The organism is Cupriavidus pampae (assembly GCF_914271485.1).
Classification (GTDB): domain Bacteria; phylum Pseudomonadota; class Gammaproteobacteria; order Burkholderiales; family Burkholderiaceae; genus Cupriavidus; species Cupriavidus pampae.
The window spans coordinates 379,514-401,094 of sequence record NZ_CAJZAG010000002.1 but is presented as its reverse complement, the minus strand read 5'-3'; the positions used below and the strand labels follow the sequence as shown (position 1 = coordinate 401,094).

Sequence of the window (21,581 nt, the reverse complement as noted above, 5' to 3'; positions counted from 1 at the left end):
CATGCAGGGTCGATCCCCTCTCCCCGCCGGAGAGGGGATTTTTCCTCTACTCGAAAGGCTCACCGCGCGTTACGATAGCGGCTCCAAGTTCACCAGGGAGCCGACCTTGAACCTCGATGACGTGATTGCAACGGTAACTACCGCGCCGCCCCCCGAGTCTCCCGAGTTGGCGGGTCTCGATGAACCCCAGACTGAAGCCACGGTGCGCCGCGATCTGGCACTGCTGTACCAGTTGATCGCGCATTTTCGCATGACGGATATTATCGACACGCATATCAGCGCGCGCGTGCCCGGCAGCGAAGATCATTTCCTGATCAACCGCTACGGCGTGCTGTTCCACGAGATGCGGCCGGAAACACTGGTCAAGATCGACACCGAGGGGCGTGCCGTCGATAGCCACGATGGCGTGGATTCTGCCCTGCAGCAGGTCAACGCGGCTGGCTTCACGATCCATTCGGCCGTCCACATGGCGCGCCACGACCTGGCCTGCGTGATCCACACCCACACCGCCGATGGCATCGCGGTATCGGCCCAGCGCAAGGGCCTGCTGCCGCTCTCGCAGCATTCGCTGCGTTTCTACAATCGGCTTGCCTATCACGACTACGAAGGCATCGCCCTCGAACTCGCGGAGCGCGAACGGCTGGTGGCGGACCTCGGCAAGCACAAGGCGATGATCCTGCGCAACCACGGCCTGCTGGCCGCGGGCACCACGATTCAAGAGGCGTTCGTCAACATCTACTACCTCGAGCGTGCCTGCCAGGCCCAGATCAAGGCGACCTCCGGCGGCGCCGAACTGGTCCATCCGTCCCCGGAAGTCTGCGAACGTACCGCCCGCCAGTTCGAGCGGCCGACCGCGCCGCAGTACTGCCAGCGCGTCTGGAACGCCGCGATTCGGTTGCTGTGAGACGAAAGCCGTTACTTCGACGAAGCGTCAGGCGCCGAGCCTGACGCCGCAGAATCTGATGTCGCAAAGATCTCCTCGGCGGCATGGAAGGCCGAGTTGGCCGCTGGCACGCCGCAATAGATCGCGGTCTGCAGCAGCACCTCCTTGATCTCGTCGATCGTCACGCCATTGTTGGCGGCGGCGCGCAGATGGAGCTTGAGTTCCTCGCCACGATTGAGCGCGACCATCATCGCGATGGTCAACAGACTGCGCGTATGGCGCGGCAGGCCTTCGCGCGTCCAGATCTCGCCCCATGCATAGCGGGTGATCAGATTCTGGAACTCCTCGTTGAGCGGCGTGAGCCTGGCGAGCGAACGATCGACGTGCGCGCTGCCCAGCACGTCACGACGCACGGCGAGTCCGGCTTCATATCGTGCGGCGTCGCCGGCGAGCTTGGCGTCATCAATGGAATCAGGCAAGAGGGTCTCCTTTAGTAAGTCAGTGCGATGGACGCGCTGCCAGCGCAAGCTGCCAGGCTTGCACGGCGGCATCGGTGTATCGCGACGATTCGCCTGCATAGTTGGCGGGATCGGCCAGGCGGTCAAGTGTCGCTTCGTCAAGCAGTCCCGCATGTTCGGTTTCGGCTTGCAATGTCGACTGCAACGCATCGCGCAAGCTCGTGCCTTCGGCCACCGCGCGCTTCGACGCAGCCTCCACGAGGTGGTGCGCCGGCAACCGTCCGATGCGCCCCCCAAGCTCGAGCATGGCCGCTTCTCCGAGGATCAGCCCATGGGTGATATCGAGATTGGCGCGCATGCGTGCCGCGTCGACCTGAAGTCCGCCAGCTACCTCGCGCATCTGCGCAAGGGCTCCCGCCGCCAGCGTGACGATCTGCGGCAGCGTCTCCCACTCGGCCTGCCAGCCGCCCAACGCACGCTCATGCTCCTGCACCATCCCGGCCAACATCGTCGCCACCAAGGGCGGCACACGCAGGCTTGCGGTGAGGACCGCCGCGCAGCCGACCGGATTGCGCTTGTGGGGCATGGTGCTGGAGCCTCCGCGCCCCGGGCCGGAAGGCTCCGCGACTTCGGCAATCTCGGTCTGCATCATCAGCGAGATATCGCGCGCCATCTTGCCCAGCGTGCCCGTGAGCATGCCAAGCGTTGTCGCAACCTCCACCAGACGATCGCGGTGGGTGTGCCACGGCAGTGCCGGAAGTTGCAGATCGAGCTGATCGGCGAAGGCGATGGATACCGCCTGCGCGGCGGCGCCAAGACTCGCGAGCGTGCCCGCCGCGCCACCGAACTGCAGCGTACGCACCTGCGTGCGTGCCGCATCGACGCGGGCCAGATCGCGACGCAACGCGTCGAGCCAGCCCGCAGCCTTGAGGCCGAACGTGGTGGGCAGCGCATGCTGGAGCCAGGTGCGTGCCACCATCGGCGTTGCGTGATGCCGGGCGGCCAGTGCCGCGACGCACTGACCGAGGCCGACGAGGTCCGCATCGATGGCTCGCAACGCGTCGCCCAACTGGAGCACCAGCGCGGTGTCGATGATGTCTTGGCTAGTCGCACCCCAGTGCACGAAGCGCGCGGCGTGGCCGTCGCGTTGCGCCACCGCGGCGGTGAGCTGTTTGACGAATGGAATCGCGAGATTGCCGGCCGCGACCGCACTCTGCGCTAGTGCATCGAGGTCGATCACGCTCGGGTCGGCGCAGACCGCGCTAATGACGGCAGCCGCCTCCTCGGGAATCACGCCGCAGCTTGCCTCGGCACGGGCCAGAGCCGCCTCCACGTCGAGCATGCGTCGGACCGTGCTGGTGTCGTCAAAGATCGCCAGCGTCGCGGTGCTGCCGAACATCGGTGCCATCAGGCGCGCCGAGCCGCGCGCGGGAGTGTTTGTCATGCGTTCAGATATCGAAGAACACGGTCTCGCCGTCGCCCTGTAGCACGACGTTCCAACGCAGCGTACCACTGCCGTCATCGCTCGCGATCAGCGTGCCGCGGCGCGACTCAGGTACCAGTGCCAGCACGCGGTCGCTCGCATTGGCAGCGACTTCGTCCGGAAAATACATACGCGTGGCAACGTGCTTGACCAGCCCACGCATGAATACCGACACCATGATGTGCGGCGCCTGCATGGCTTCCGGCTTGCCGTCCGCGTCCGGCACCGCGCCGGGTTTGACGGTGACAAAGCGGAATTCGCCATTCGGGCCCGTTGGCACACGCCCGAAGCCGGTGAAGCCCGCGGTCAGACGTAACTCGCGTTGATCATCGGGGTGGCGATAGCGGCCGGCCGGGTTGGCCTGCCAGATCTCGACCATGCCGTCGGGCACGGGGTCGCCGCGACCGTCGATAACGCGGCCTTCGATGACGATGCGATGGCTGGCGAGTTCTGGCGCGTCGGCGGTCAGGTCGACGCAATCCAGTCCTGCCAGGCCAATATGCAGGTACGGGCCAACGGTCTGGGATGCAGTGGCGTAGAGCATGTCTGTTACTCCATCGGCGTGGCGTCGCGCCCGCGCAAGACGATATCGAAGCGGTAGCCGAGCGCGTACTCGGGCTGCGTGGTTTCCCAGTCGAATGTCGCAATCAGCCGCTCGCGCGCCTTTTCATCGGGCACGCACTGGTAGATCGGATCGAACGCGAGCAGCGGATCGCCGGGGAAATACATCTGCGTGACCAGACGCGTGGCGTAGGCATTGCCGAACAGCGACAGATGGATATGCTGAGGCCGCCAGGCATTGTGGTGATTGCGCCAGGGATAGGCGCCCGGCTTGATCGTCTTGAACTGATAGCGGCCCTGGGCATCGCTGATCGTGCGACCTTCCCCCGAGAAATGTGGGTCCAGCGGTGCATCGTGCTGATCGCGCTTGTGCGTGTAACGTCCGGCCGCGTTGGCCTGCCAGATCTCGATCAGCGCGTTTGGCACGGGACGGCCATTCTCGTCGAGCACCCGGCCCGTGACCAGAATGCGCTCGCCGATCGGTTCGCCGCCGTTGCCGACGGTCAGGTCGTTGTCGCCCTGATGGACGAACTCCGGGCCGAAAGTCGGGCCGGTGATTTCGGACAATGACTGCGCAATCGGGATCAGCGCCTGCTGCGGCGCGCGCAGTTGCGTCGAGCCATAGGGATCGTATCGATAGTCGGGTTGGGTGTTCCACCAAGGACGGCGGTATTGGGCAAGGCGCGTCATCGCATTGTCTCCATAACTTGTTGGCTAGCACTTTATGCGCGCAAAAACTTCATGTAAATTGAGATTTCGTCAATGAAGCATGAATTTAAGTTATGAGAAAGCCCACCGACGGCGGTGAAGATGAAGCGGCTGCGGGCATGCGATCGGCAGCGTTCCGCTCGCGCGTACGCCTGCGGCACCTGCACTGCTTCGTGGCCGTCGCACAGGCGCGCGGGCTGGGGCGCGCGGCCGAACAACTGGGCCTGACGCAGCCCGCGATCTCGAAAACCCTGAACGAACTCGAGGAACTGGCCGGTACGCGCCTGCTGATTCGCCAGCGCTCAGGCACCCAGCTCACCACGGCGGGCGTGCAGTTTCTCGGCCTGGCGATGCGTGTACTCGATAGCGTCGATGCGGCCGCCGATAGCCTGGCTGGCGTGACCGCCGCCACTGTGGAGCGGATCCGGCTTGGCGCGCTCCCGAGCATCGTGCCCGCGTTGCTGCTCGATACCGTCACGCAGTTCCGCCGTGCCCACCCGGAGGTCGCACTCGTGGTGCAGACCGGTATGAATCGAGAGCTGATCGAAGCCCTCAAGGCAGACCAGATCGATATCGCCATTGCGCGCATGGATGACCCGACCGCCATGGCGGGGCTGTGGTTCGAATCGCTGGGCCCCGAACCGCTCGTGCTCGCGGTACGCGCCGGCCATCCGCTGGCGGCGACCGAGCGGCCGACCATGCTGGATGTGCTCGCGTACCCGCTCGTGATCCCGGCGCAGGGTTCCATTCCGCGTCACAGCATAGAAAGTCTGCTGTCGCGGCATGGCCTGTCATTGCCACCGGCATGCCTGGAGACCGCCGACGCGTACCTCGGTCGGTTGATCACGGCGCAGGGCGAACACGTATGGGCCGCGCCGCTATCGGCCGCGCGACGTGCCGTGGCCGATGGCGAACTCATGCTGCTGCCCATCGACACGCAGGGCACCGAGGAACCGATCGGATTGCTGCGGCGCGGCGACCGCACGCTCGGACCCATGGCCGAGGCGCTGGCGGCCATGGCGCGGGACCTGTCGGCACCGCGCTGAGGCCGCTCAGGCTTTTCCCAACGGCGGTCGCGAGAGGTAGCCGGCCATATTGCAGAGCTGGCCCAACTCGTTGGCCGCCTCGCACAGCAGGACGGACAACGTGTGGATGCGCGCGGCATTCAACCGGGTCTTGGGGCCGGCCAGGCTGATGACGCCGACACACCGGTTGCCGCGTTTTACCGGCACCGCGACCGCAGCCATGCGCGCCGCGAACACTTCGTCGATCATTGCGTAGCCACGCACGCGTGCCGCGTGGAGAAAGCCGAGTAGCGCTTTCAATGACGTCGGTGCGTTCGGGCCGTACTCGTTCGGTTGGCCAAATCCCTGCTTCATCACGAGGGCAACGGCGTCTTCGTCCGACATCGTCATCAGCCAGGCATGTCCGGTCGAGGTGCACGAGAGCCGTGCCGCCAGGCCCATATCGGGGTCGTAACGGAAGCCCGTGCGTTGACCGTCGGCTTTGGCTACCCAGATGATGGCGTCGCCGTCGACGAGGGACAGGCGCGCGAGTTCGCCGGTCTCCGCGGCGATCCTTTCGATAATCGGCTGCGCGATATCGGCGATGCCGGTCAGGCTCAGGAACTCGAGTCCATTCGATGTCATGCGCATCGAGAGGATGTAGCCGCTCTGGTCGGATAGTTGCCGCACGTAGCCGCCGTCCACGAGCTCGCCGAGCACGCGATGGCAGGTGCTGCGCGGCAATTCGAGCGCATCGGCAATCACCGACAAGGCGGCGCCTTCGCCTTGCGAGGCCAGGAAATCGAGGATCTTCAATCCCGATTTAAGTGACATATTTCACCATGCGGAAAGCAATTCCGGTGCGGAACGGGGCAGTTCTGACGGCGCGAACAATACCAGTGCACGCAACCGGTAGCAATTGGGGGCGATAACCACAAGAAGGGGAGACAACATGTCAGTCATCACGGAGTCCAGCGGTGCCGCGGCCGATCCGGTCAGCGCACAGCAATCCATGGCCCGGCGAGCGGTCGCGGGTGCCACGGTCGGCACCGCGCTCGAATGGTTCGACTTCGCGCTTTACGGCGTAGTCGCCGCAACGATTTTTCCGAAGCTGTTTTTTCCGTCGCTCGATCCCACGGCATCGTTGCTGGCCTCGCTGGCCAGCTTCTGGGCCGGTCTTGCCGCGCGCCCGCTGGGTGCGATCGTGTGCGGCATCCTTGGCGATCGATGGGGGCGTCGCAATTTGATGCTGATCACGGTGTCGGTGATGGGGGTGTCGTCGTTCCTGATGGGCCTGCTGCCGACGTATCAGCAGGTGGGCATCTTCGCGCCGATCCTGCTGGTCAGTCTGCGCATCGTGCAGGGGTTTGCACTGGGTGGCGAGTCCACCGGCGCGCAACTGATGGCGGTGGAACATGCATCCCCGGAGCATCGCGGTATCTACTCGGGTTTGCTCGGCATCTGCTCACCGCTGAGCCAGATCCTGGCCAACATGACGCTGTTCGCGCTGGCCGGGATGCTGTCGGCGGAAGACTTTGAAAGCTTCGGCTGGCGCATCCCATTCCTGGCGAGCTTCGTGCTCGTGCTGCTGGGCATCTACATCCGCATGAAGGTCAGCGAGACGCCGGCATTCGAAGCCTTGCGGAAGCAGGGGCAGCAACAAGGCAAGCAGCAAGGCAAACGCGTGCGCGGCGCCAATCCGCTTGGCACGGTGCTGCGTCATCACTGGAAAACTGCGCTACGCCTGACGCTGTTCTTCTGCGGCCCGGCAGCGTTGTTCTACCTGATCGTCGTGTTCTCGCTGAGCTACCTGACGCGGAACCTCGGCATGCCGAAGCAGACCGGCTTTATGCTGCTGATGGTGGCCAACGTGTGCGCCATCGTGGGGGCGCTTGCAGGTGGCTACCTCAGCGATCGCATTGGACGCAAACGCGCGCTGCTGGTCGGCTCGTTCTGCACGCTGGTCTGCTGTCTTATTTATTTCCCGATCCTCAATCAGGGCTCGCTCGGCATGACGATGGCGATCATGGGCGCGTTCCTTGGCTTTACGCAATTCCAGAGCGGCATCCAACCGGTGTGGTTCGCGGAGTCGTTCCCCACCGAGGCGCGCTACACGGGATCAGCGCTGTCGTACTCGGGCGCCAATCTGCTGACCGGCGGGCCGATGCCGATTGTCGCGGTGGCGCTGCTGCAGGCGTTCAACGGCTCGCCGTGGGCCATCGTCGTTGTGTGCGGATCGCTGAATGTGCTGTCGTTCCTCATGATCCTCACGTCCCGCGAAACCAAAGGCACCAGCCTCGAAGGCAGTCACTGAAGCATCCAACATGAAACGAAAACTCTACATCCTTAACGGCTCGAACCTGAACATGCTCGGCGTTCGCGAGCCGCATATCTACGGCAGCACGACGCTGAGCGATATCGAGAAAAACTGCCTGGCGATGGCCGATGCGTTCAAGTTCGATTGCGTGTTCCGGCAGACCAACAGCGAAAGCGAGCTGATTGGCTGGATCCAGGAAGCGTACTTCGCGGACGCCGCGCTCATCATCAATCCAGCGGGCTTCTCATTCGGCCGCATTCCCGTGCTGGACGCGGTAAAACTGATCCGCCGCCCGGTCGTCGAGGTGCACATCAGCAACATCCACCGCCGCTCGGAGGAGTACCGCCACTCCACCATCTCGGTCGCCGCCACGGCAGTGATCTGCGGCGCCGGCGCCGGCGGCTACCTCCTGAGCATCCGCGCGATCGAGGATTTGTGGGCGGCGTCTGAGTCGTTGGCGTAGTTGCTCTGTGAACGCTTGCCGAGCGAAGCACGAAGGGACTCTAATGGTGGAAACCGACAAAGTTGGAGTTCACCATGCAAGCCGCGACGCTCGGTGCCGCGATCCTATCGAAGCGTCAGGCTCTCGGCCTGACGCAGCAACTGCTGGCCCGCATGGCCGGGCTCTCACCGCAGTTTCTGAATGACATTGAGCGCGGCGCAGTGAACGTTAGCGTCGCGACGCGTCAGCAATTCCTCGACTTGCTCGGTCCCCCGCTGGGCATCAATGACGCCGAACCGAGAAAACGCGCACTGTGGATGGCGGCGAAGGGCGCTAGCGTCAGCTATTCAGGCGAGCTGACGATGGAGGAACTCGAGCGGGCGCTCGCCACCGGAAACGTCCCAGAATATTTTCGGCCACACATCGCGCAGGTTCTCGATGAGGCCCCACTTCAACTCGTCATAGGGGCTGTCTCCGAAGTCGCCACCAACCACCACCAACAGCCATCCGAAATTTGGGAGAATGTGCGCACGCTTGCGCAGGCGCTGATGGCGACACGCGGCGGTATGTGGGCGTGAACGCACCACAGCGCTCGCATCGGACGACACGCATTCAGAACGATAAAAGCGGAGACCCCATGACATCGACCCCGTCCCACCCCACCTCATCCGCATCCGAACTCATCGATGCGCATATCCGCGAGTTAAACGACTGGCGGGGTGCGATGCTCGCGCGCATTAGGGCGGTGGTGCTGGCGGCCGCGCCTGATGCGGTCGAGGAATTGAAATGGCGTGGGGTGCCGGTCTGGTCCGATCACGGCATCGTGTGCACCGGCGAGACCTACAAAGCCGCGGTCAAGATGACGTTCGCAAAGGGCGCCTCGCTCGAGGATCCGACGGGCCTGTTCAACGCCAGTCTCGAAGGCAACACCCGCCGTGCAATCGATTTCCACGAAGGCGACGAGATCGACGAGCCTGCGCTGCGAGCGCTGATCGCGGCGGCGGTCGCGTTGAATCGGGCAAAGCCGGCGAAAGCTACCAAATCGATCGCGCGGTGATATCACGAGACCGACTGTTCGTGCTTCGGTTGCTAGGAGAGGGGCTGCCATCGACCCATTACTGCCGTTTAGACGGTCAGATCAAGCGGTAGATACTAGATTTAAGCAGCCATTTGAGTGGCAGCTACTTGGAATTCAAGAAGGGATGGCGGACTTCAGGCGGCCGAGGGAACGGCGCCTGTCACCCGCAGCGGAGGAGGGGGTCCGTCGGCTTTCTATAACGGCTTATGGTGCCTGCGTGACGTATGACGTTCTTTCCAGACCTTCTTAACGGAAGTGATTGATGTGAACGCAGGGCGACACGCCACGTGTCCATATGATTAAGCCGCTGCAGTTTGGAAAGGTAATTTTCACTAGCAAATGGCAATCTAGGGATTTTGTTATGGACAGCGACAACGACAGCGAGATAGCAGGTCTCATTACCCGGACTAAATTCCCCTCGGCCTATGCCGGCCAAGAGCTATTCATCCAGGGCGACGATTGGCAAAACAACGCGATGCTAGGTTGGACGCATTTCCCGCTGGATCTATACGCGGCGGGATACAAAGATGCTGCTGACGCCCTGATTGCCGCGCTAGCTGAAGGTAAGGCGCCTCTCGATAGTGTGGTGTATCCACTGGTTTTCTTGTACCGCCACGGGCTGGAGCTCGAACTGAAGCTGATATTGCCAGTGGCACGACGGTTGGCCGGCGAGGAGCCTGCCTCGGATCAACGACACGGCCTTATGCCGATGTGGAGCGAACTGCGGCGTCACCTTGAGCTATTAGATCCCCGGCAAGACGAGAAAGAACTGCCGGCGATCGAAGGGTTCATACATAAGTTAGACAGCATCGATCCAGGGTCCTTTTCGTTCCGATACCCGAAGAGCAAAAAAGGAGAGGTCTCACTTCCCGACCTCCGGCACGTCAATGTGCGACATCTATCCGAGATCATGGACAGCGTATTCATGATGCTCAGTGGAATTTATTCTTGGCTAGGCGAGATGGATCAGCAGCCGGGCTATTATTGAGGTGGCAACGCCAATGTGTACTGCGGAGGTTTGGACGGCAGGGGGAAGCGCAAGTCCTTGTATCCTTGTCAAGGCACCCACTTCAGCTTTTTGGGTCTCGCGCCGAACACCTGCCGATGAACGACAATTTCGGCGGTATCAATTTCAAGAATACTTGGCTCATGCGGAGAAACACTGGCGAACTCGCGGATTACGGCCTCGGTTCCCGGCGCTTGGGCAATGACCGCTTCATAGGCGAATCTAGAAATCTGGGCGTTGACCAGATGCACCCACTCATCGCTTTCGACGTCAGTGTGAAGCAGTCCGTGCTCTCGGAAGGTTTCTAGATACCGATTCGATCCCAAAACAAGTACGTACGGAGTGACCGGAAACAGCAGATTAATCGGTCCATTCGGTCGCGTATTGTAGGGGTGTTGCTGTGCAAATGGTACGCTCGGATCAAACCACAAGACCGGGTTGTCGCTGGTAAGAAATGGCGATCCCGTTTGGTTATGAACCACGGCTAACCCCATTCTCGAAAAAATCGGCCCCATCGCAGCTATGAGCGTGCTCATGGCGTGAATGCTCTGATGAGGATCGATTGTCACGGCAATGTCCTCCAGCTTCAAAGGCGCTGGCGGAGCTTGCACTTTCCCGGCTCGGATCATTGAAGCTATGGTGGCTTTGACCGTCGTCGCCATGGTAGCCTCGACCATGTCTCTCGCCGCCGGCACTCTGGCTCGTTGGAGTGCGATGAAGTTGAAGATCTGTTCGAGGTTATCGTTCAAAGGCTCGCGGCATTTCATGCGGGCAACAACGTCGGGCCAACGATCCTCAATTGTTGAGAAAAAGTCTTCCAGACGATTGTTATCCGTGCCTCCCTCCGGTAGTGGCTGAGAATAATAGTATTTCTGAAATTGCGTTGTGTCGGGATTAACGTGAAGCACTTTATCCGGTTCGTCCTTGCGGTAAACGTAAATGCGTCCCTTAGCGTCGACAAAAGCCTTTAAATAGGCTTTAGGGACGTAATGATGTCTTTTCTTGTCTGTTGACATGAGGGTGCGCGTGGCCAGTCCGGATAATTAGAGTCATCCCTGATGACTATGGATAGGCCGACTTTACGGAACACGCCGGGTCGGGGTGTAATGGGCACAATCAATGTGCATTCCGACGTAACATCTCATACCGACAGGCAATGAGGCAAGCATTGCCTACCGAACAAACACCCTGCATCGGGGAGATCGACGAACGTTGGAAATGAGCATGCTGAACTACCTGGAGATGAAAGACATTGTGCGTGTAAAGGTAGGGCCGCCCGACTGGGTCGATGACTACCCGGCCTCGTCGTGGTCCTGACGTCCGTAGCCCACCATCTGAGCTTTTCGGCTGATTCGCAATCGATGGCCGCAGTCTGCCGTAATTCGGCCCTATCTGATTGATCTCAAACTCATTTACCGCAGATGTGAATGACGTGAAACTCGACTTGAAGTAACTCAAAGTACACTAGACCCGCTTCATCGTCGCTCACCAGAAGTGCACATGAAAGGGTCGGTTAATGTCGGCGGACAACTCCTCAACGCATTGGATACGCGCGTGTCTTCTTTATCTCGTCCCGGTACTATTGCAGCATGCTTATGCTGCACCACCACAGACGCGATGGGGGACTTCATCATTGGGGCCGGATCTAAAAACGGTCTGGGCGGCCACGCCGGAAGCTGCGTGCACGGCCCTAAACGGAGTGGTAACTTCCGGCGGCAAGCCCAATCCGCGCTTCACGTACAAGATTGGCCCCCCTTCCGGCATCCAATACGAATGCTATGCCTATTACGATGGTGGTCGCATGACCAGCAATCAATGGGATAAGTTCACCGCGCCAGTGATGGGCTGTGTTGATCCCCGGAACGGCTTCTACAATTTTTCGTCTTGGCGTCGCAATACCAATCTCCCCCTTGACGAGCAGTGCCCCGAGCTTCCACAGGCGACTTCTAACGCCTGTCCGGTTGGCAATCCGGTAGCTCCATTGACGGGGCAAAAAGCCCAACGCGAACCGGACGATTTTCAGTCCTCCGGGTCCCATTCGCTGAATTTTCGGCGAAGCTATCGGTCCGAATTGGCCACGTATGGTGTCGGATGGGCGCTGGCTCCGGGATGGCGACACAATTGGGAGCGCGCATTGAATCTGGCGTTCCGTACCGATAGCTATCCGACCATCTCAGCGCTACGGGACGATGGTTCCACTGTACGGATGATTCCAAATGGACAGCAATGGATCGACGCTGACGGTCGCACTCGCGACCGGCTGACCAATGTGATTCAGGGGTCGGAAGCGTGGCAGTACTATGTGGCTGCTACCGACCAAGTCGAGTCCTACGATGCGCGCGGCCGCCTGCTCCGGGTCATTGATCGCAATGGCTGGCTGACATCGCTGACTTACACGACCGGTCCGACCGCAGACGCCCCTGGTGGTAACGCGCTGCTGCTTGAGAGCGTGCGCAATCAATTCGGCATGATGCTGCGATTCGCCTACGACTCGAAGAACCGCCTCACTGCCTTGACCACGCCGGACGGCAAGCAGATCCGGTACGACTACGATGCAGATGGCACGGCCACAGTGACATGGCCGGATCAGACCTTGCGTCGCTATCACTATGGCGAAGATATTTCCGGTTTCAAATCCGCTCTCCCGGGCCGGCTGACCGGCATCACCGACGAGCTTGGCACACGCTACTCGCGCTATAACTATGCGACCACTACAGGCTTCGTCACGAGCGAGGAGCACGCTGGCGGTGTCGACAAGCTGTCGTTCAGCTACGGCACCAATGCCACCCTGGTGACAGACGGCAATGCGTTCACGCGTAGCTTTAACTACCAGTTGTTCGGAAAGCTGCGGCAGCCCACTGGTGCATCCGGCTCAAGCCCCATCGGCGACCCGTTCAACACCATCCAGTACGATACCGGCAACAATGTCAGCCGTACGGTCGATCGCGATGGCAGCGACACTCGCTACAGCTACGATACACAGGGTCGAGAGACGCAACGCATCGAAGGCTATGGCACGGCCGAAGCGAAGGCCACGACAACTGAATGGCATCCGACGTGGAATCTGCCACTGAAGGTCGCTGCGCCGAGTCGGGTGGACTATTTCACTTACGATGGGCAAGGTCAAATGACCGTCCATGGGTGGTTTCCCACGGCCGACACCAATGGCAGCCAAGGGCTCAACGCAGCCCCATCTGGCCCGCTGTCCAGCAACAGCTATGGCTATGACGCTAGCGGGCTGATGACAGCACTATCCGAGGTCGAGGATGGTGCGATCGCCAAACAATGGAGCTTCACCTACGACGCGCAGGGCAACCTGCTGACGGCGACAGACGGATCACGGACGGCGCGGGCGCTGGCGTATGATCAAGCCGGTCGCTTGCTAGAAGCAGTGAACATTGACGGCGACACGCTAGGGTACGCTTACGATTCTCGAGGCCGAGTGACGCAGTACGAGTTCGGGGAGAACGTGACTGCATACGTCTATGACGCGATCGGGCAGAAGACTCAGGTCACCGGACCCCAAGGCGATGTCACGAGGTACGTCTACGACGCCGCTCATCGCCTGATCGACGTTTTATACAACGGAGAATCATTGACTACGCCGGAGTCCACTGGAACAACGGTCATGGCAATGACAAGGGCGGAGTCCGGAGCTGACAATGCCGGTGCCAATCCATTTGCATCGTGGTTTGGCTGGATAGCCAAACTATTTAAATGGTTGTTCCCGTCGGCTCACGCACAAGCGGGACCGGCGCCTTCGCCGCCGTTCTATGGCGGCGGTAGCTCGGCACCCGGTACCTACACACCAAATCCTCTGCAGGACCTGGTTCCCGGGCTCAGTGGAGAGAAGACGCCCGGGCAGTGGCTGGCCATAGCGACCCAGCGGGTCATCGACTACTGCCGGTCAAAGGCGAAAGAACAGATTCATCAAGGAAAGATTCAGGCCCAGGGCGCCGGATACCGCGATCCCGGTGTGGGCGACGCCGAAAAATGGGGTCCCCAACTAAGCCCGCCCACAGTGGAGTGGGGGCTGAGCGCGCTGGAGCGAATCGAGGCACGCATGAATAGGACCCAGCTTCGCACCAGAAATCAGGCGATCAAAGACGCGAAGAGGTACGTAGTATCAACGGCGCGCGCTGGCGGACTCGACGCAGTCAGGAAGAAGTCTTTCTACAACGACGAGATCAGAAACGAGAATGCAGATGGCGGCAAGCGAGACGAGCGCGTTGACGTCGATATCTTGAGCGGCAAGGCGTTTGTGCCTTGAGGGGAGAACACGATGCAGAAGTTTGAGCTTTGGGAATTCTTTAACGAAAGCGGGAATTCCTATTCTGTTGAATTGTGCGAAGAGGGGAAATTTGTAAATCTGGATCCTCCAGAATGGAAGAAACCCCGCCTGCTTAAAATTTTCGAGGCGCGGGACATCGATGAAGCGACCCAGATGCGGAACGATTTTATGGGTTGGGGCAAGCATCACCCTGCGAAGGATTAGGCGGTACATGCCTCGCAGTGAATCTTGTGGGCTACTCGCCGAGGAGAGTTGACCACAGGGGCGCTTCAGAACAATTGCTGCCTCTCGAGCTTTGTGCCTATCGTGAACCGTATATGGCATCAATGCTCGACCCGAGCCACGGTCGGTTGATACCTACACAGCAGATGTTTGCCGACCAATGTGCAATGGCGGTGGATCGGAGCGCGTCGGCGAAGATGCATTCGAGGGAATTACATTCGTTCCGGGAGGATCTTGTGAAAGAAACTTTTGAGATATGGGAAGGAGCGGATGAAGATGGTGATCGACAGAAATGTGTGATCAGCAAAGGTCAGTTCGTTCTGCAAGCAAGTTCGATTGGATCTGATCCGGTGCTTCTGGCAACATTTGATGCAGATAGCGCGGAAGAAGCATCGGAGTTCTTTGATGAATTTAGCTGGGGGAAAGAATGACTCTCGGCCTCGTCAAGCTCGCTCACTGTTGGGAACAGGCGTCCGACTCAATGACGTCGGTCTGGGTCAGTGCCCACTTAGGCCCCGGAGCGCTGAAGAAAGAGTTGCTCGAGCATTTGCGCCGCTCGCGGGCAATGCGCTGGTCGCGCCATCACACAATGAAGACGGAGGATCACGGAAGAATCCGTGATGTCGTTTCCATCAGCGAGCGCCCTGCCACCGCGGACGATCGCGCTGTTCCTGGTCATTGGGAAGGGGACCTTCTGTTCGGCAGTGCGAACAGCCAGATCGCGACGCTGGTCGAGCGACAGACACGCTACGTGATACTGATAAATATTGCCCGGAAGGACACAGCTACCGTCATTGATGCATTGAAAACTGCCACGTGAACTGTACAAATCGCTGACGTGGGATCGAGGAAAGGAGTTGGCCAATCATCATCGCTTCACGATCGCGACGGATATCCAGATCTACTTTTGCGATCCGCAGAGCCCGTGGCAATGAGGCTCAAAAGAATACAAAGGGTCTTGTTCGCCAGTACCTGCCCAAGGGCCTGGACCTCTCGACGTACTCGCAAGCTCAACTTAACGCAGTGGCGAGACGATTGAATGAGCGCCCGAGGAAGGCACTAGACTACGAAACACCGGCACAACGATTCCATCAATGTGTTGCGTCGACCGGTTGAATCCGAGCCGATGACCGCCGGCCGGTGCCGTCTCAGGCGGCGGCCTCCGACCCTCAGCAGCCCTTTGACGCGCGCAATAGCGGCCGCTCAGTCGACAACGAAGAGCTTGGCACCCGTCTTCGTGTAGGACTGATGCGGCTCCGCGTTATCGCCAACCTGATAACTCATGCCGGCTGTCAAAACGAATTTCCGTCCATCTTCGAGCGTTGTTTCCAACTCGCCTTCCAGGCAGAAAAGAACGTGCCCTTTTTGACACCAATGGTCCGCCAGATAGCCAGGGGTATATTCCACCGTACGCACTCGGATTTGATTCGGCTTTTCACCGAAGAATCGCGTACGCCAATAAGCTACACCGGTTTCCCCTCTGTGCTCTGTCGTTTCGACTTCCGCCCAGTTGGTCGTGCCGAATGCAAATGCGTCCATTTTCATGCCGTTATTTCCCCGTCTAATTTAGTCTCGTAAGTATCAGCTAATCCGCCATCGTGCTCCGTGCTTCATGGCCGGACTCCGCCCCGGAATCACCGTTCTCACCGCCTACGCCTCGATGCCCTCTTCGCTTCCTGAGCGCGATTGGTGCCGAGCACGGTTGAGCTAATTGTCAACCAGGTCTGGCAACTGCGGCTGATGTAGCTGCCAGCACGGCGGACCAGTGCAAGCTCATAGGTCAGCGCCGGTTCGATCAGCGGCATGGCGACTAGTTCGGGCGTGGCGATCTTGTGCCACAGCGTTTGCGGCAGGATTGTCACGCCCATGCCGGAACGGACCATTGCAACAAGCAGGTCTACATGACTACTGCGGCCTGCCGTCTTTGGCTCGATGCCATGCACGCCGAACGCGCTGCGAATCAGATCGTTGATGCGGAAGTCCTCGGTGAATAGCACGAACGGTTCTGCCGCGAGGTCCGCTACGCGTACCTCGCGTTTCCGTGCAAGGGCGTGCTCCCGCGCCGTGACCAGTAGCAGTCGATCCGTGGCGAAACGCTTGATATCGAACTCGGTTTCATCGAGGGGCAGCATGGCCGCGGCGATCTCGACAATCCCGTCGCGAAGTGCGCGTTCCATCTGGTTCGTGCCGAACTCGACGATCTGCAAATCGACCAGAGGGCAGCGCGCGCGGAACGCCGTGATGACATCCGCGAAGAACGTGGAGCCAATTACGGGTGGCAGGCCAACTTGCAGCGTGCCCGTGATGTGCTCGTCGGCGTCGCTCGCATCGCGCAACTCCGCGCGCAGATTATTTACCTGCTGCAAGATTTGCTCCGCATGGCGATGCACGATCGCCCCATGTTCGGTCAATCGCACGCTGCGCGGCTCACGGATCAGCAGCGCGCTCCCAAGTTCTTCCTCGAGTTCGCGAATACCACGACTGATCGCTGGTTGGGTCACGTGCAACGCTTCGGTCGCGCGGCCGAAACCGTTATGGCGGACCACTTCCACGAAGTACCGCAGTTGTCGGATATCCATGATCGACACGATAACCAATGGTAATGGATTACATGATAGTAAAGCATTTCCATTATGGTTAGCGCTCGCCAATACTGCCTCCGTGGCCCGGCGACGTCGGGTTGAAGTTAACTTAACCAACGGAGCAGACCATGACGAAGACAGTGATTCAGCACGTGCTTTCCCGCCTCAAGGACCTAGGCATCAAGGATGTATTTGGTGTGGCTGGAGACTACGCATTTCCGATCGAGGACGCGGTGTGTGCGGACTCGGACATGCGGTGGGTGGGAAGCTGCAATGAACTCAATGCTGCCTATTCTGCGGATGGGTACGCACGCATCCATGGTGTGTCGGCGGTCAGTACGACATATGGCGTGGGCGAGCTGAGTGCGATCAATGGCATCGCCGGTGCCTACGCGGAGTTCCTTCCGGTATTTCACTTGGTTGGAATGCCAACCAGCGGCGTGCAGAAGGCACGCCGGCTTGTCCATCACACCTTGGGCAACGGCGAGTTCGATATCTTTTTCGATATGGCCGCGCCAGTGGTCTGCGCCCGCGCCGTCATGACGCCTGAAAACTGCATCGAGGAAACGGAGCGCCTGATCACGGCAGCATTGCGCGAGCGCAGGCCCGTTTATATGGGCTTTCCATCTGACTACGCCAACATGCCTGTCGTCGGCTCGACAAAAGCCGTAGTGGCGCCGGTGAGCGATCCCGTTGCGCTCGACACCGCGGTCACGCGCATCGTGCATTCGCTGCTGGCGGCCTCCACGGCGTGCATCGTTCCGGGCATCCAAGTGGCGCGCAATGGCATGGCCGACCGTGCATTGGCGGTAGTCAATGCGTCGAACCTTCCATTTACGACCATGTTTATGGACAAGTGTGTTCTCGACGAGTCGCACCCAAATTACATCGGCATGTACGATGGTCAGTTGATGAACGAGCCGGTACGGGCTTTCGTAGAGGGATGCGATTGCGTGATTGGCATCGGTGCCATGCTCAGCGATTTCAACTCGGGGTCGTTTACCGCGCGGATCGACCGCGCAAAGAGCGTCAACATTCTGTCCGACTCGGTGCGCGTCGGCAGCGCCATCTATCCCAATGTGTTGATGGTGGATGTGCTGCTGGAGTTGGCGCGGCGCATTCCGCGCAAGGATGTCGAAGCTCCGCGCGTGGAAGGGCTGGGTGAACCGGTCGGCAAGCCAGGCGACCGCATCACGGCCGCATACCTTTACCCTCGCTGGGAAAAGATGCTGAAGCCGAATGACATGGTCATTGCGGAAACGGGCACGTCGTCGATGGGGCTGGGCTTTGCACACATGCCACAGGGTGCCACCTTTCAGAACCAGACGCTGTGGGGCGCCATTGGCTGGGCAACTCCGGCCGCGTTCGGGGCGGCAATGGCGGCACCGCATCGCCGAGCTGTGCTAATTACTGGAGAGGGTTCGCATCAGCTCACCGCGCAGGAGGTGAGCCAGTTCCACCGGTTCGGCCTCAAACCGTTGATCTTCGTGTTAAACAACGATGGCTATTTGATCGAGCGGCTGCTTTGTCGGGACGGTGAAGCCTATTACAACGACCTCGCAAAATGGAACTATGCCAAGCTTCCTGAGGCGCTCGGTTGCGAGGGGTGGTTCACGGCACGCGTCACGACTTGCGCGGAACTGGATGCTGCCATCGCACGCGCAGAATCCTGCGGCACGGGCGCCTACATCGAGGTTGTGACTGGTCGGTACGAGGCATCGCCGCTCTCACTGAAGCTGCACGAGTCCCTCGATACGTTGTACTCAGCCTGAGGCCTCTCTGCCGCGCGCGCGAGAATATTCTACTTAGTACATGTTCGGTAGCATCGCATGCTACAGGCACCGCCATCACCGTTGGATTCTGGAAGCAAGTTCCAGTGTGTTCGTCGTAGTATTTCTCCTTCTGAAGGATGAATGATGAGCACGGACACACTGCGGTACTTCGATTACGCTGCCACCACACCGGCGGACCCTCGTGTTATGGAGGCGATGTTCGGCTGCATGGGTGTGGCCGGCGTGTTTGGCAACCCCGCATCGAACTCCCATGCCGCGGGGCTGAAGGCCAGGGACGTAGTCGAGCAGGCTCGCGCTCAGGTAGCCGCTCTCATTGGTGCAGAGCCATCCGAGATCGTCTGGACTTCCGGTGCGACAGAGTCGAACAACCTTGCGCTCAAGGGTTTTTTCGAGCGCGAACCGACGCGCCGCCATTTGGTTACCAGCAAGCTCGAGCACAAGGCAATTCTGGACACCGCGTCGCACCTTGAGCGATTCGGTGTTTCCGTTACCTACCTCGCACCGGATCCGTCTGGCGAGATTTCACCGGCTGCTGTCAAAGCAGCCTGTAGCCATCACACGGGCCTCGTTTCGTTGATGATGGTGAACAACGAAATCGGCACTCTAACCAACATCGCCGAGATCTCGCGGATCGTCCACGCTGCTGGCGCACTGCTTCACGTGGACGCAGCGCAGGCTGCTGGCAAGACCGCGATCGACGTCAAGGCGATGGGGATAGACCTGCTGTCGATGTCGGCTCACAAGTTCTATGGCCCGAAAGGCATCGGCGCGCTCTATGTGAGTCGGGACGTGGCGTCGCGTATTGCCTGCCAGATGCACGGCGGCGGACATGAGCAGGGGCTGCGATCGGGCACGCTTCCCACGCATCAGATTGTTGGCATGGGAACGGCCTGCGAACTGGCGCGCATTGAAATGGCGGCGGACAACGAGCGCATCGCGCAACTGAGCGAGCGCTTGTTGAATGGTGTGCGCGCGTCAGGCGTCGTCACGCAGAATGTCAGTTTGGCGGCCCGCATTCCGCACACACTCAGCCTGACCGTGGACCTCCCCAGCTTCCTCCCGTCGATGCTGGCCGATGATCTGGCCGTCTCGTCGACCTCTGCCTGCAATTCGGCGGCTGGCAAGCCGTCTCACGTGCTGACTGGCGTCGGCCTGAGCGAAGATTCCGCGGCGCGCACGATCCGTCTGAGCCTTGGACGCTTTACCACGCAGGCAGACGTGGATTTTGCAGTCGAATGCTTCCGCAATGCCATCGAGCGCTGTATGGAAGTGAGCACGGGCGGGCAGGACGTGCAGATCAAGCAGCTCTCGAACGACGTAAGCGTGGCGGGCCAGTTAAGCGGAGCTGACGTACTGGCGGCGCATGCGGTCGGGTTCCGTTCCATCGTCTGCAACCGGCACGATGGAGAGGCTGCCGACCAGGCCGAGTTCGCGAACATTGCGGAGGTGGCCAATTCGCTTGGCATGGCCGCGCACTACCTGCCCGTAACATCGGGCGACATCACCGTCGAAGATGCTGCCACCTTCAGTTTGCTCATAAACGAGCTGCCGAAGCCCATCCTTGCGTATTGCCGTACGGGAACCCGCTCGGCGACGCTGTGGGACATGGCGTGCACCGAGCAAGGCTGACGGGCAGTCGATATTGGAGGACTACGGGCGCGTCGTCACCAAACCTGCATAAACCATCCTGGTGAACTGCTCCCCGTTGAAGACGAAGTGTCCCCACTTGTCATCGAAGGCCGCGCTCGGTTTGGCGGCAACGATCTCGTCGAGTGACTTACCCTGTTGCATCAGCGCCGCCACATTGGCGCGCACGGTGGTGAGCATGTCGCGAAATTCGATCAGCTGAGCCCTTGTGCCCACAGGGCCGTGACCGGGCACAACGATGGTGTGGTCTGTCGTCCAGGCCACGGCCTCATTGGCCCATTTGATGGCCCCGTCGATGCTCCCACCATCCTCGTTGTCGATATACGGATAGAAGCCGTTCCAAAAGGTGTCGCCGAGCGCCAGCACATCCGCGTCCCTGAAATAGACCCAGAGGTCGCCGTCGGTGTGGCCATGCCCGAAGTTCTCGACTTCAACTCTGTTTCCTGCAAAGTCAAACACCTTCTCGTCGCGGATCAGTAGCGTCGGGCGTGCGGCCTCGGGAACTGGATCGAACGTCCAATTCCATGCGTTCACATGCGTCGTCTCGGTCAAATGGCGAGCAGTATTCTCCTGCGCCACGATGGTGGCGCCTGCTGCGTGCATCCACGCATTGCCGTCGGTATGGTCCCAATGCCAATGCGTGTTGACGACGTATCGTAGCGGTGCAGATCCAATTCGATCGAGCGCCGCCTGCACCTTCTCATGTCCTTTGCTGATGCCAGCGTCAACCAGGAACTTGCCGTCCTTGCCCGAAAGCACAGTGATGTTGCCACCGGAGCCCATCAGTACGGTCACGTTCTCGCGCACAGGCTTTACAACGATGGCTTCGTCGGCACGGCGCAGGTATCTGGCGCCGGCCCCCGTATGGAAATAGTCGTCAGGCACGGTGGCCGCAAGCGCATGTGAAGCGCCGATGCCAACCCATAGCATTGCCTGCAGAGTGGGCCGCCTCGCACTACACATCAAATTCCGCACCGTGCCGAGAACTGCCCTGACCGTTCCGAATAAGTTGGAGCTGGGACATGGGGTTTCGGACATTTCAGCGGTATTGAGACGGCGCGACATGCTTCTCCTTGCAGGTAGTAAAAAATAGTATGACGATGCCC

21 protein-coding genes and 1 pseudogene are annotated in these 21,581 nt (G+C 60.2%); 13 read left to right on the top strand and 9 right to left on the bottom strand.

All coding sequences use genetic code 11. From position 1 onward, the window contains the following. Window positions 1-166 precede the first annotated feature (166 nt). On the top strand, window positions 167-904 hold the full coding sequence (locus LDO41_RS06105) for a class II aldolase/adducin family protein (RefSeq protein WP_223984257.1): 738 nt from the start codon (window positions 167-169) through the stop codon (window positions 902-904). Between the two features lie 11 nt (window positions 905-915). On the opposite strand, the gene pcaC is transcribed toward LDO41_RS06105, so the two are convergent. From pcaC to pcaH, 4 genes are read right to left on the bottom strand one after another with little or no spacing between them, the layout of a single operon-like run. After that, complete coding sequence (gene pcaC, locus LDO41_RS06100) at window positions 916-1,362, bottom strand: 4-carboxymuconolactone decarboxylase (protein WP_223983242.1); 447 nt, start codon at window positions 1,360-1,362, stop codon at window positions 916-918. A 19-nt stretch (window positions 1,363-1,381) separates the two neighbouring features. Continuing rightward, a complete protein-coding gene (locus LDO41_RS06095) occupies window positions 1,382-2,785 on the bottom strand; it encodes a 3-carboxy-cis,cis-muconate cycloisomerase (RefSeq protein ID WP_223983240.1) in 1,404 nt (467 codons plus the stop codon). A gap of 4 nt (window positions 2,786-2,789) precedes the next feature. After that, the gene (gene pcaG / locus LDO41_RS06090; protein ID WP_223983238.1) at window positions 2,790-3,368 is read right to left on the bottom strand and encodes a protocatechuate 3,4-dioxygenase subunit alpha; all 579 of its coding nucleotides are present in this window, start codon (window positions 3,366-3,368) and stop codon (window positions 2,790-2,792) included. Window positions 3,369-3,373: 5 nt separating this feature from the next. Further along, the gene (gene pcaH / locus LDO41_RS06085) at window positions 3,374-4,075 is read right to left on the bottom strand and encodes a protocatechuate 3,4-dioxygenase subunit beta (RefSeq protein ID WP_223983236.1); all 702 of its coding nucleotides are present in this window, start codon (window positions 4,073-4,075) and stop codon (window positions 3,374-3,376) included. 92 nt (window positions 4,076-4,167) lie between these two features. Between pcaH and LDO41_RS06080 the strand changes: the two genes are divergently transcribed. After that, window positions 4,168-5,139, top strand: a complete 972-nt coding sequence (locus LDO41_RS06080; RefSeq protein ID WP_223983234.1) for a LysR substrate-binding domain-containing protein — start codon at window positions 4,168-4,170, stop codon at window positions 5,137-5,139. A gap of 6 nt (window positions 5,140-5,145) precedes the next feature. Here the strand turns inward: LDO41_RS06080 and LDO41_RS06075 are convergent, their stop codons facing one another. Continuing rightward, window positions 5,146-5,931 (bottom strand): IclR family transcriptional regulator, encoded by a 786-nt coding sequence (locus tag LDO41_RS06075; protein WP_223983231.1) that lies wholly within the window; start codon window positions 5,929-5,931, stop codon window positions 5,146-5,148. Window positions 5,932-6,109: 178 nt separating this feature from the next. Here LDO41_RS06075 and LDO41_RS06070 point away from each other — a divergent pair, with 178 nt between their 5' ends. The 5 genes from LDO41_RS06070 (at window position 6,110) to LDO41_RS06050 (ending at window position 9,922) form a co-directional block, all read left to right on the top strand. Beyond that, window positions 6,110-7,411 (top strand): MFS transporter, encoded by a 1,302-nt coding sequence (locus LDO41_RS06070; protein WP_223984255.1) that lies wholly within the window; start codon window positions 6,110-6,112, stop codon window positions 7,409-7,411. A gap of 10 nt (window positions 7,412-7,421) precedes the next feature. Next, a complete protein-coding gene (locus LDO41_RS06065) occupies window positions 7,422-7,877 on the top strand; it encodes a type II 3-dehydroquinate dehydratase (RefSeq protein ID WP_223983228.1) in 456 nt (151 codons plus the stop codon). A gap of 74 nt (window positions 7,878-7,951) precedes the next feature. Further along, window positions 7,952-8,434, top strand: a complete 483-nt coding sequence (locus tag LDO41_RS06060) for a helix-turn-helix domain-containing protein (protein ID WP_223983225.1) — start codon at window positions 7,952-7,954, stop codon at window positions 8,432-8,434. Window positions 8,435-8,493: 59 nt separating this feature from the next. Then, on the top strand, window positions 8,494-8,913 hold the full coding sequence (locus tag LDO41_RS06055; RefSeq protein WP_223984253.1) for a DUF1801 domain-containing protein: 420 nt from the start codon (window positions 8,494-8,496) through the stop codon (window positions 8,911-8,913). A 316-nt stretch (window positions 8,914-9,229) separates the two neighbouring features. Further along, complete coding sequence (locus LDO41_RS06050) at window positions 9,230-9,922, top strand: hypothetical protein (protein ID WP_223983222.1); 693 nt, start codon at window positions 9,230-9,232, stop codon at window positions 9,920-9,922. A 68-nt stretch (window positions 9,923-9,990) separates the two neighbouring features. On the opposite strand, the gene LDO41_RS06045 is transcribed toward LDO41_RS06050, so the two are convergent. Continuing rightward, window positions 9,991-10,956: a DUF4238 domain-containing protein gene (locus LDO41_RS06045; RefSeq protein ID WP_223983219.1), complete on the bottom strand. Its 966-nt coding sequence runs from the start codon at window positions 10,954-10,956 to the stop codon at window positions 9,991-9,993. A gap of 785 nt (window positions 10,957-11,741) precedes the next feature. Between LDO41_RS06045 and LDO41_RS06040 the strand changes: the two genes are divergently transcribed. From LDO41_RS06040 to LDO41_RS06025, 4 genes and pseudogenes are all read left to right on the top strand, one after another. Then, entirely contained in the window at window positions 11,742-14,210 is a 2,469-nt protein-coding gene (locus LDO41_RS06040; RefSeq protein WP_223983217.1) for a DUF6531 domain-containing protein, read from the top strand. 12 nt (window positions 14,211-14,222) lie between these two features. Beyond that, window positions 14,223-14,435, top strand: a complete 213-nt coding sequence (locus tag LDO41_RS06035) for a hypothetical protein (protein WP_223983215.1) — start codon at window positions 14,223-14,225, stop codon at window positions 14,433-14,435. Between the two features lie 113 nt (window positions 14,436-14,548). Continuing rightward, entirely contained in the window at window positions 14,549-14,884 is a 336-nt protein-coding gene (locus tag LDO41_RS06030) for a hypothetical protein (RefSeq protein ID WP_223983211.1), read from the top strand. 86 nt (window positions 14,885-14,970) lie between these two features. After that, window positions 14,971-15,569: pseudogene (locus tag LDO41_RS06025) on the top strand (IS30 family transposase); the annotation flags it as partial. 87 nt (window positions 15,570-15,656) lie between these two features. On the opposite strand, the gene LDO41_RS06020 reads toward LDO41_RS06025, so the two are convergent. After that, window positions 15,657-15,998 carry a DHCW motif cupin fold protein gene (locus LDO41_RS06020; RefSeq protein ID WP_223983208.1) on the bottom strand — a complete coding sequence of 114 codons (342 nt, stop codon included), beginning with the start codon at window positions 15,996-15,998 and terminating at the stop codon, window positions 15,657-15,659. A 98-nt stretch (window positions 15,999-16,096) separates the two neighbouring features. Then, entirely contained in the window at window positions 16,097-17,104 is a 1,008-nt protein-coding gene (locus tag LDO41_RS06015; protein ID WP_223983206.1) for a LysR family transcriptional regulator, read from the bottom strand. A 59-nt stretch (window positions 17,105-17,163) separates the two neighbouring features. Here LDO41_RS06015 and LDO41_RS06010 point away from each other — a divergent pair, with 59 nt between their 5' ends. Both LDO41_RS06010 and LDO41_RS06005 read left to right on the top strand, forming a co-directional pair. Next, complete coding sequence (locus LDO41_RS06010; RefSeq protein ID WP_223983203.1) at window positions 17,164-18,807, top strand: alpha-keto acid decarboxylase family protein; 1,644 nt, start codon at window positions 17,164-17,166, stop codon at window positions 18,805-18,807. A 141-nt stretch (window positions 18,808-18,948) separates the two neighbouring features. Next, complete coding sequence (locus tag LDO41_RS06005) at window positions 18,949-20,457, top strand: aminotransferase class V-fold PLP-dependent enzyme (RefSeq protein WP_223983200.1); 1,509 nt, start codon at window positions 18,949-18,951, stop codon at window positions 20,455-20,457. Window positions 20,458-20,478: 21 nt separating this feature from the next. Here the strand turns inward: LDO41_RS06005 and LDO41_RS06000 are convergent, their stop codons facing one another. Next, complete coding sequence (locus tag LDO41_RS06000) at window positions 20,479-21,540, bottom strand: MBL fold metallo-hydrolase (RefSeq protein ID WP_223983197.1); 1,062 nt, start codon at window positions 21,538-21,540, stop codon at window positions 20,479-20,481. Between the last annotated feature and the right edge of the window lie 41 nt (window positions 21,541-21,581).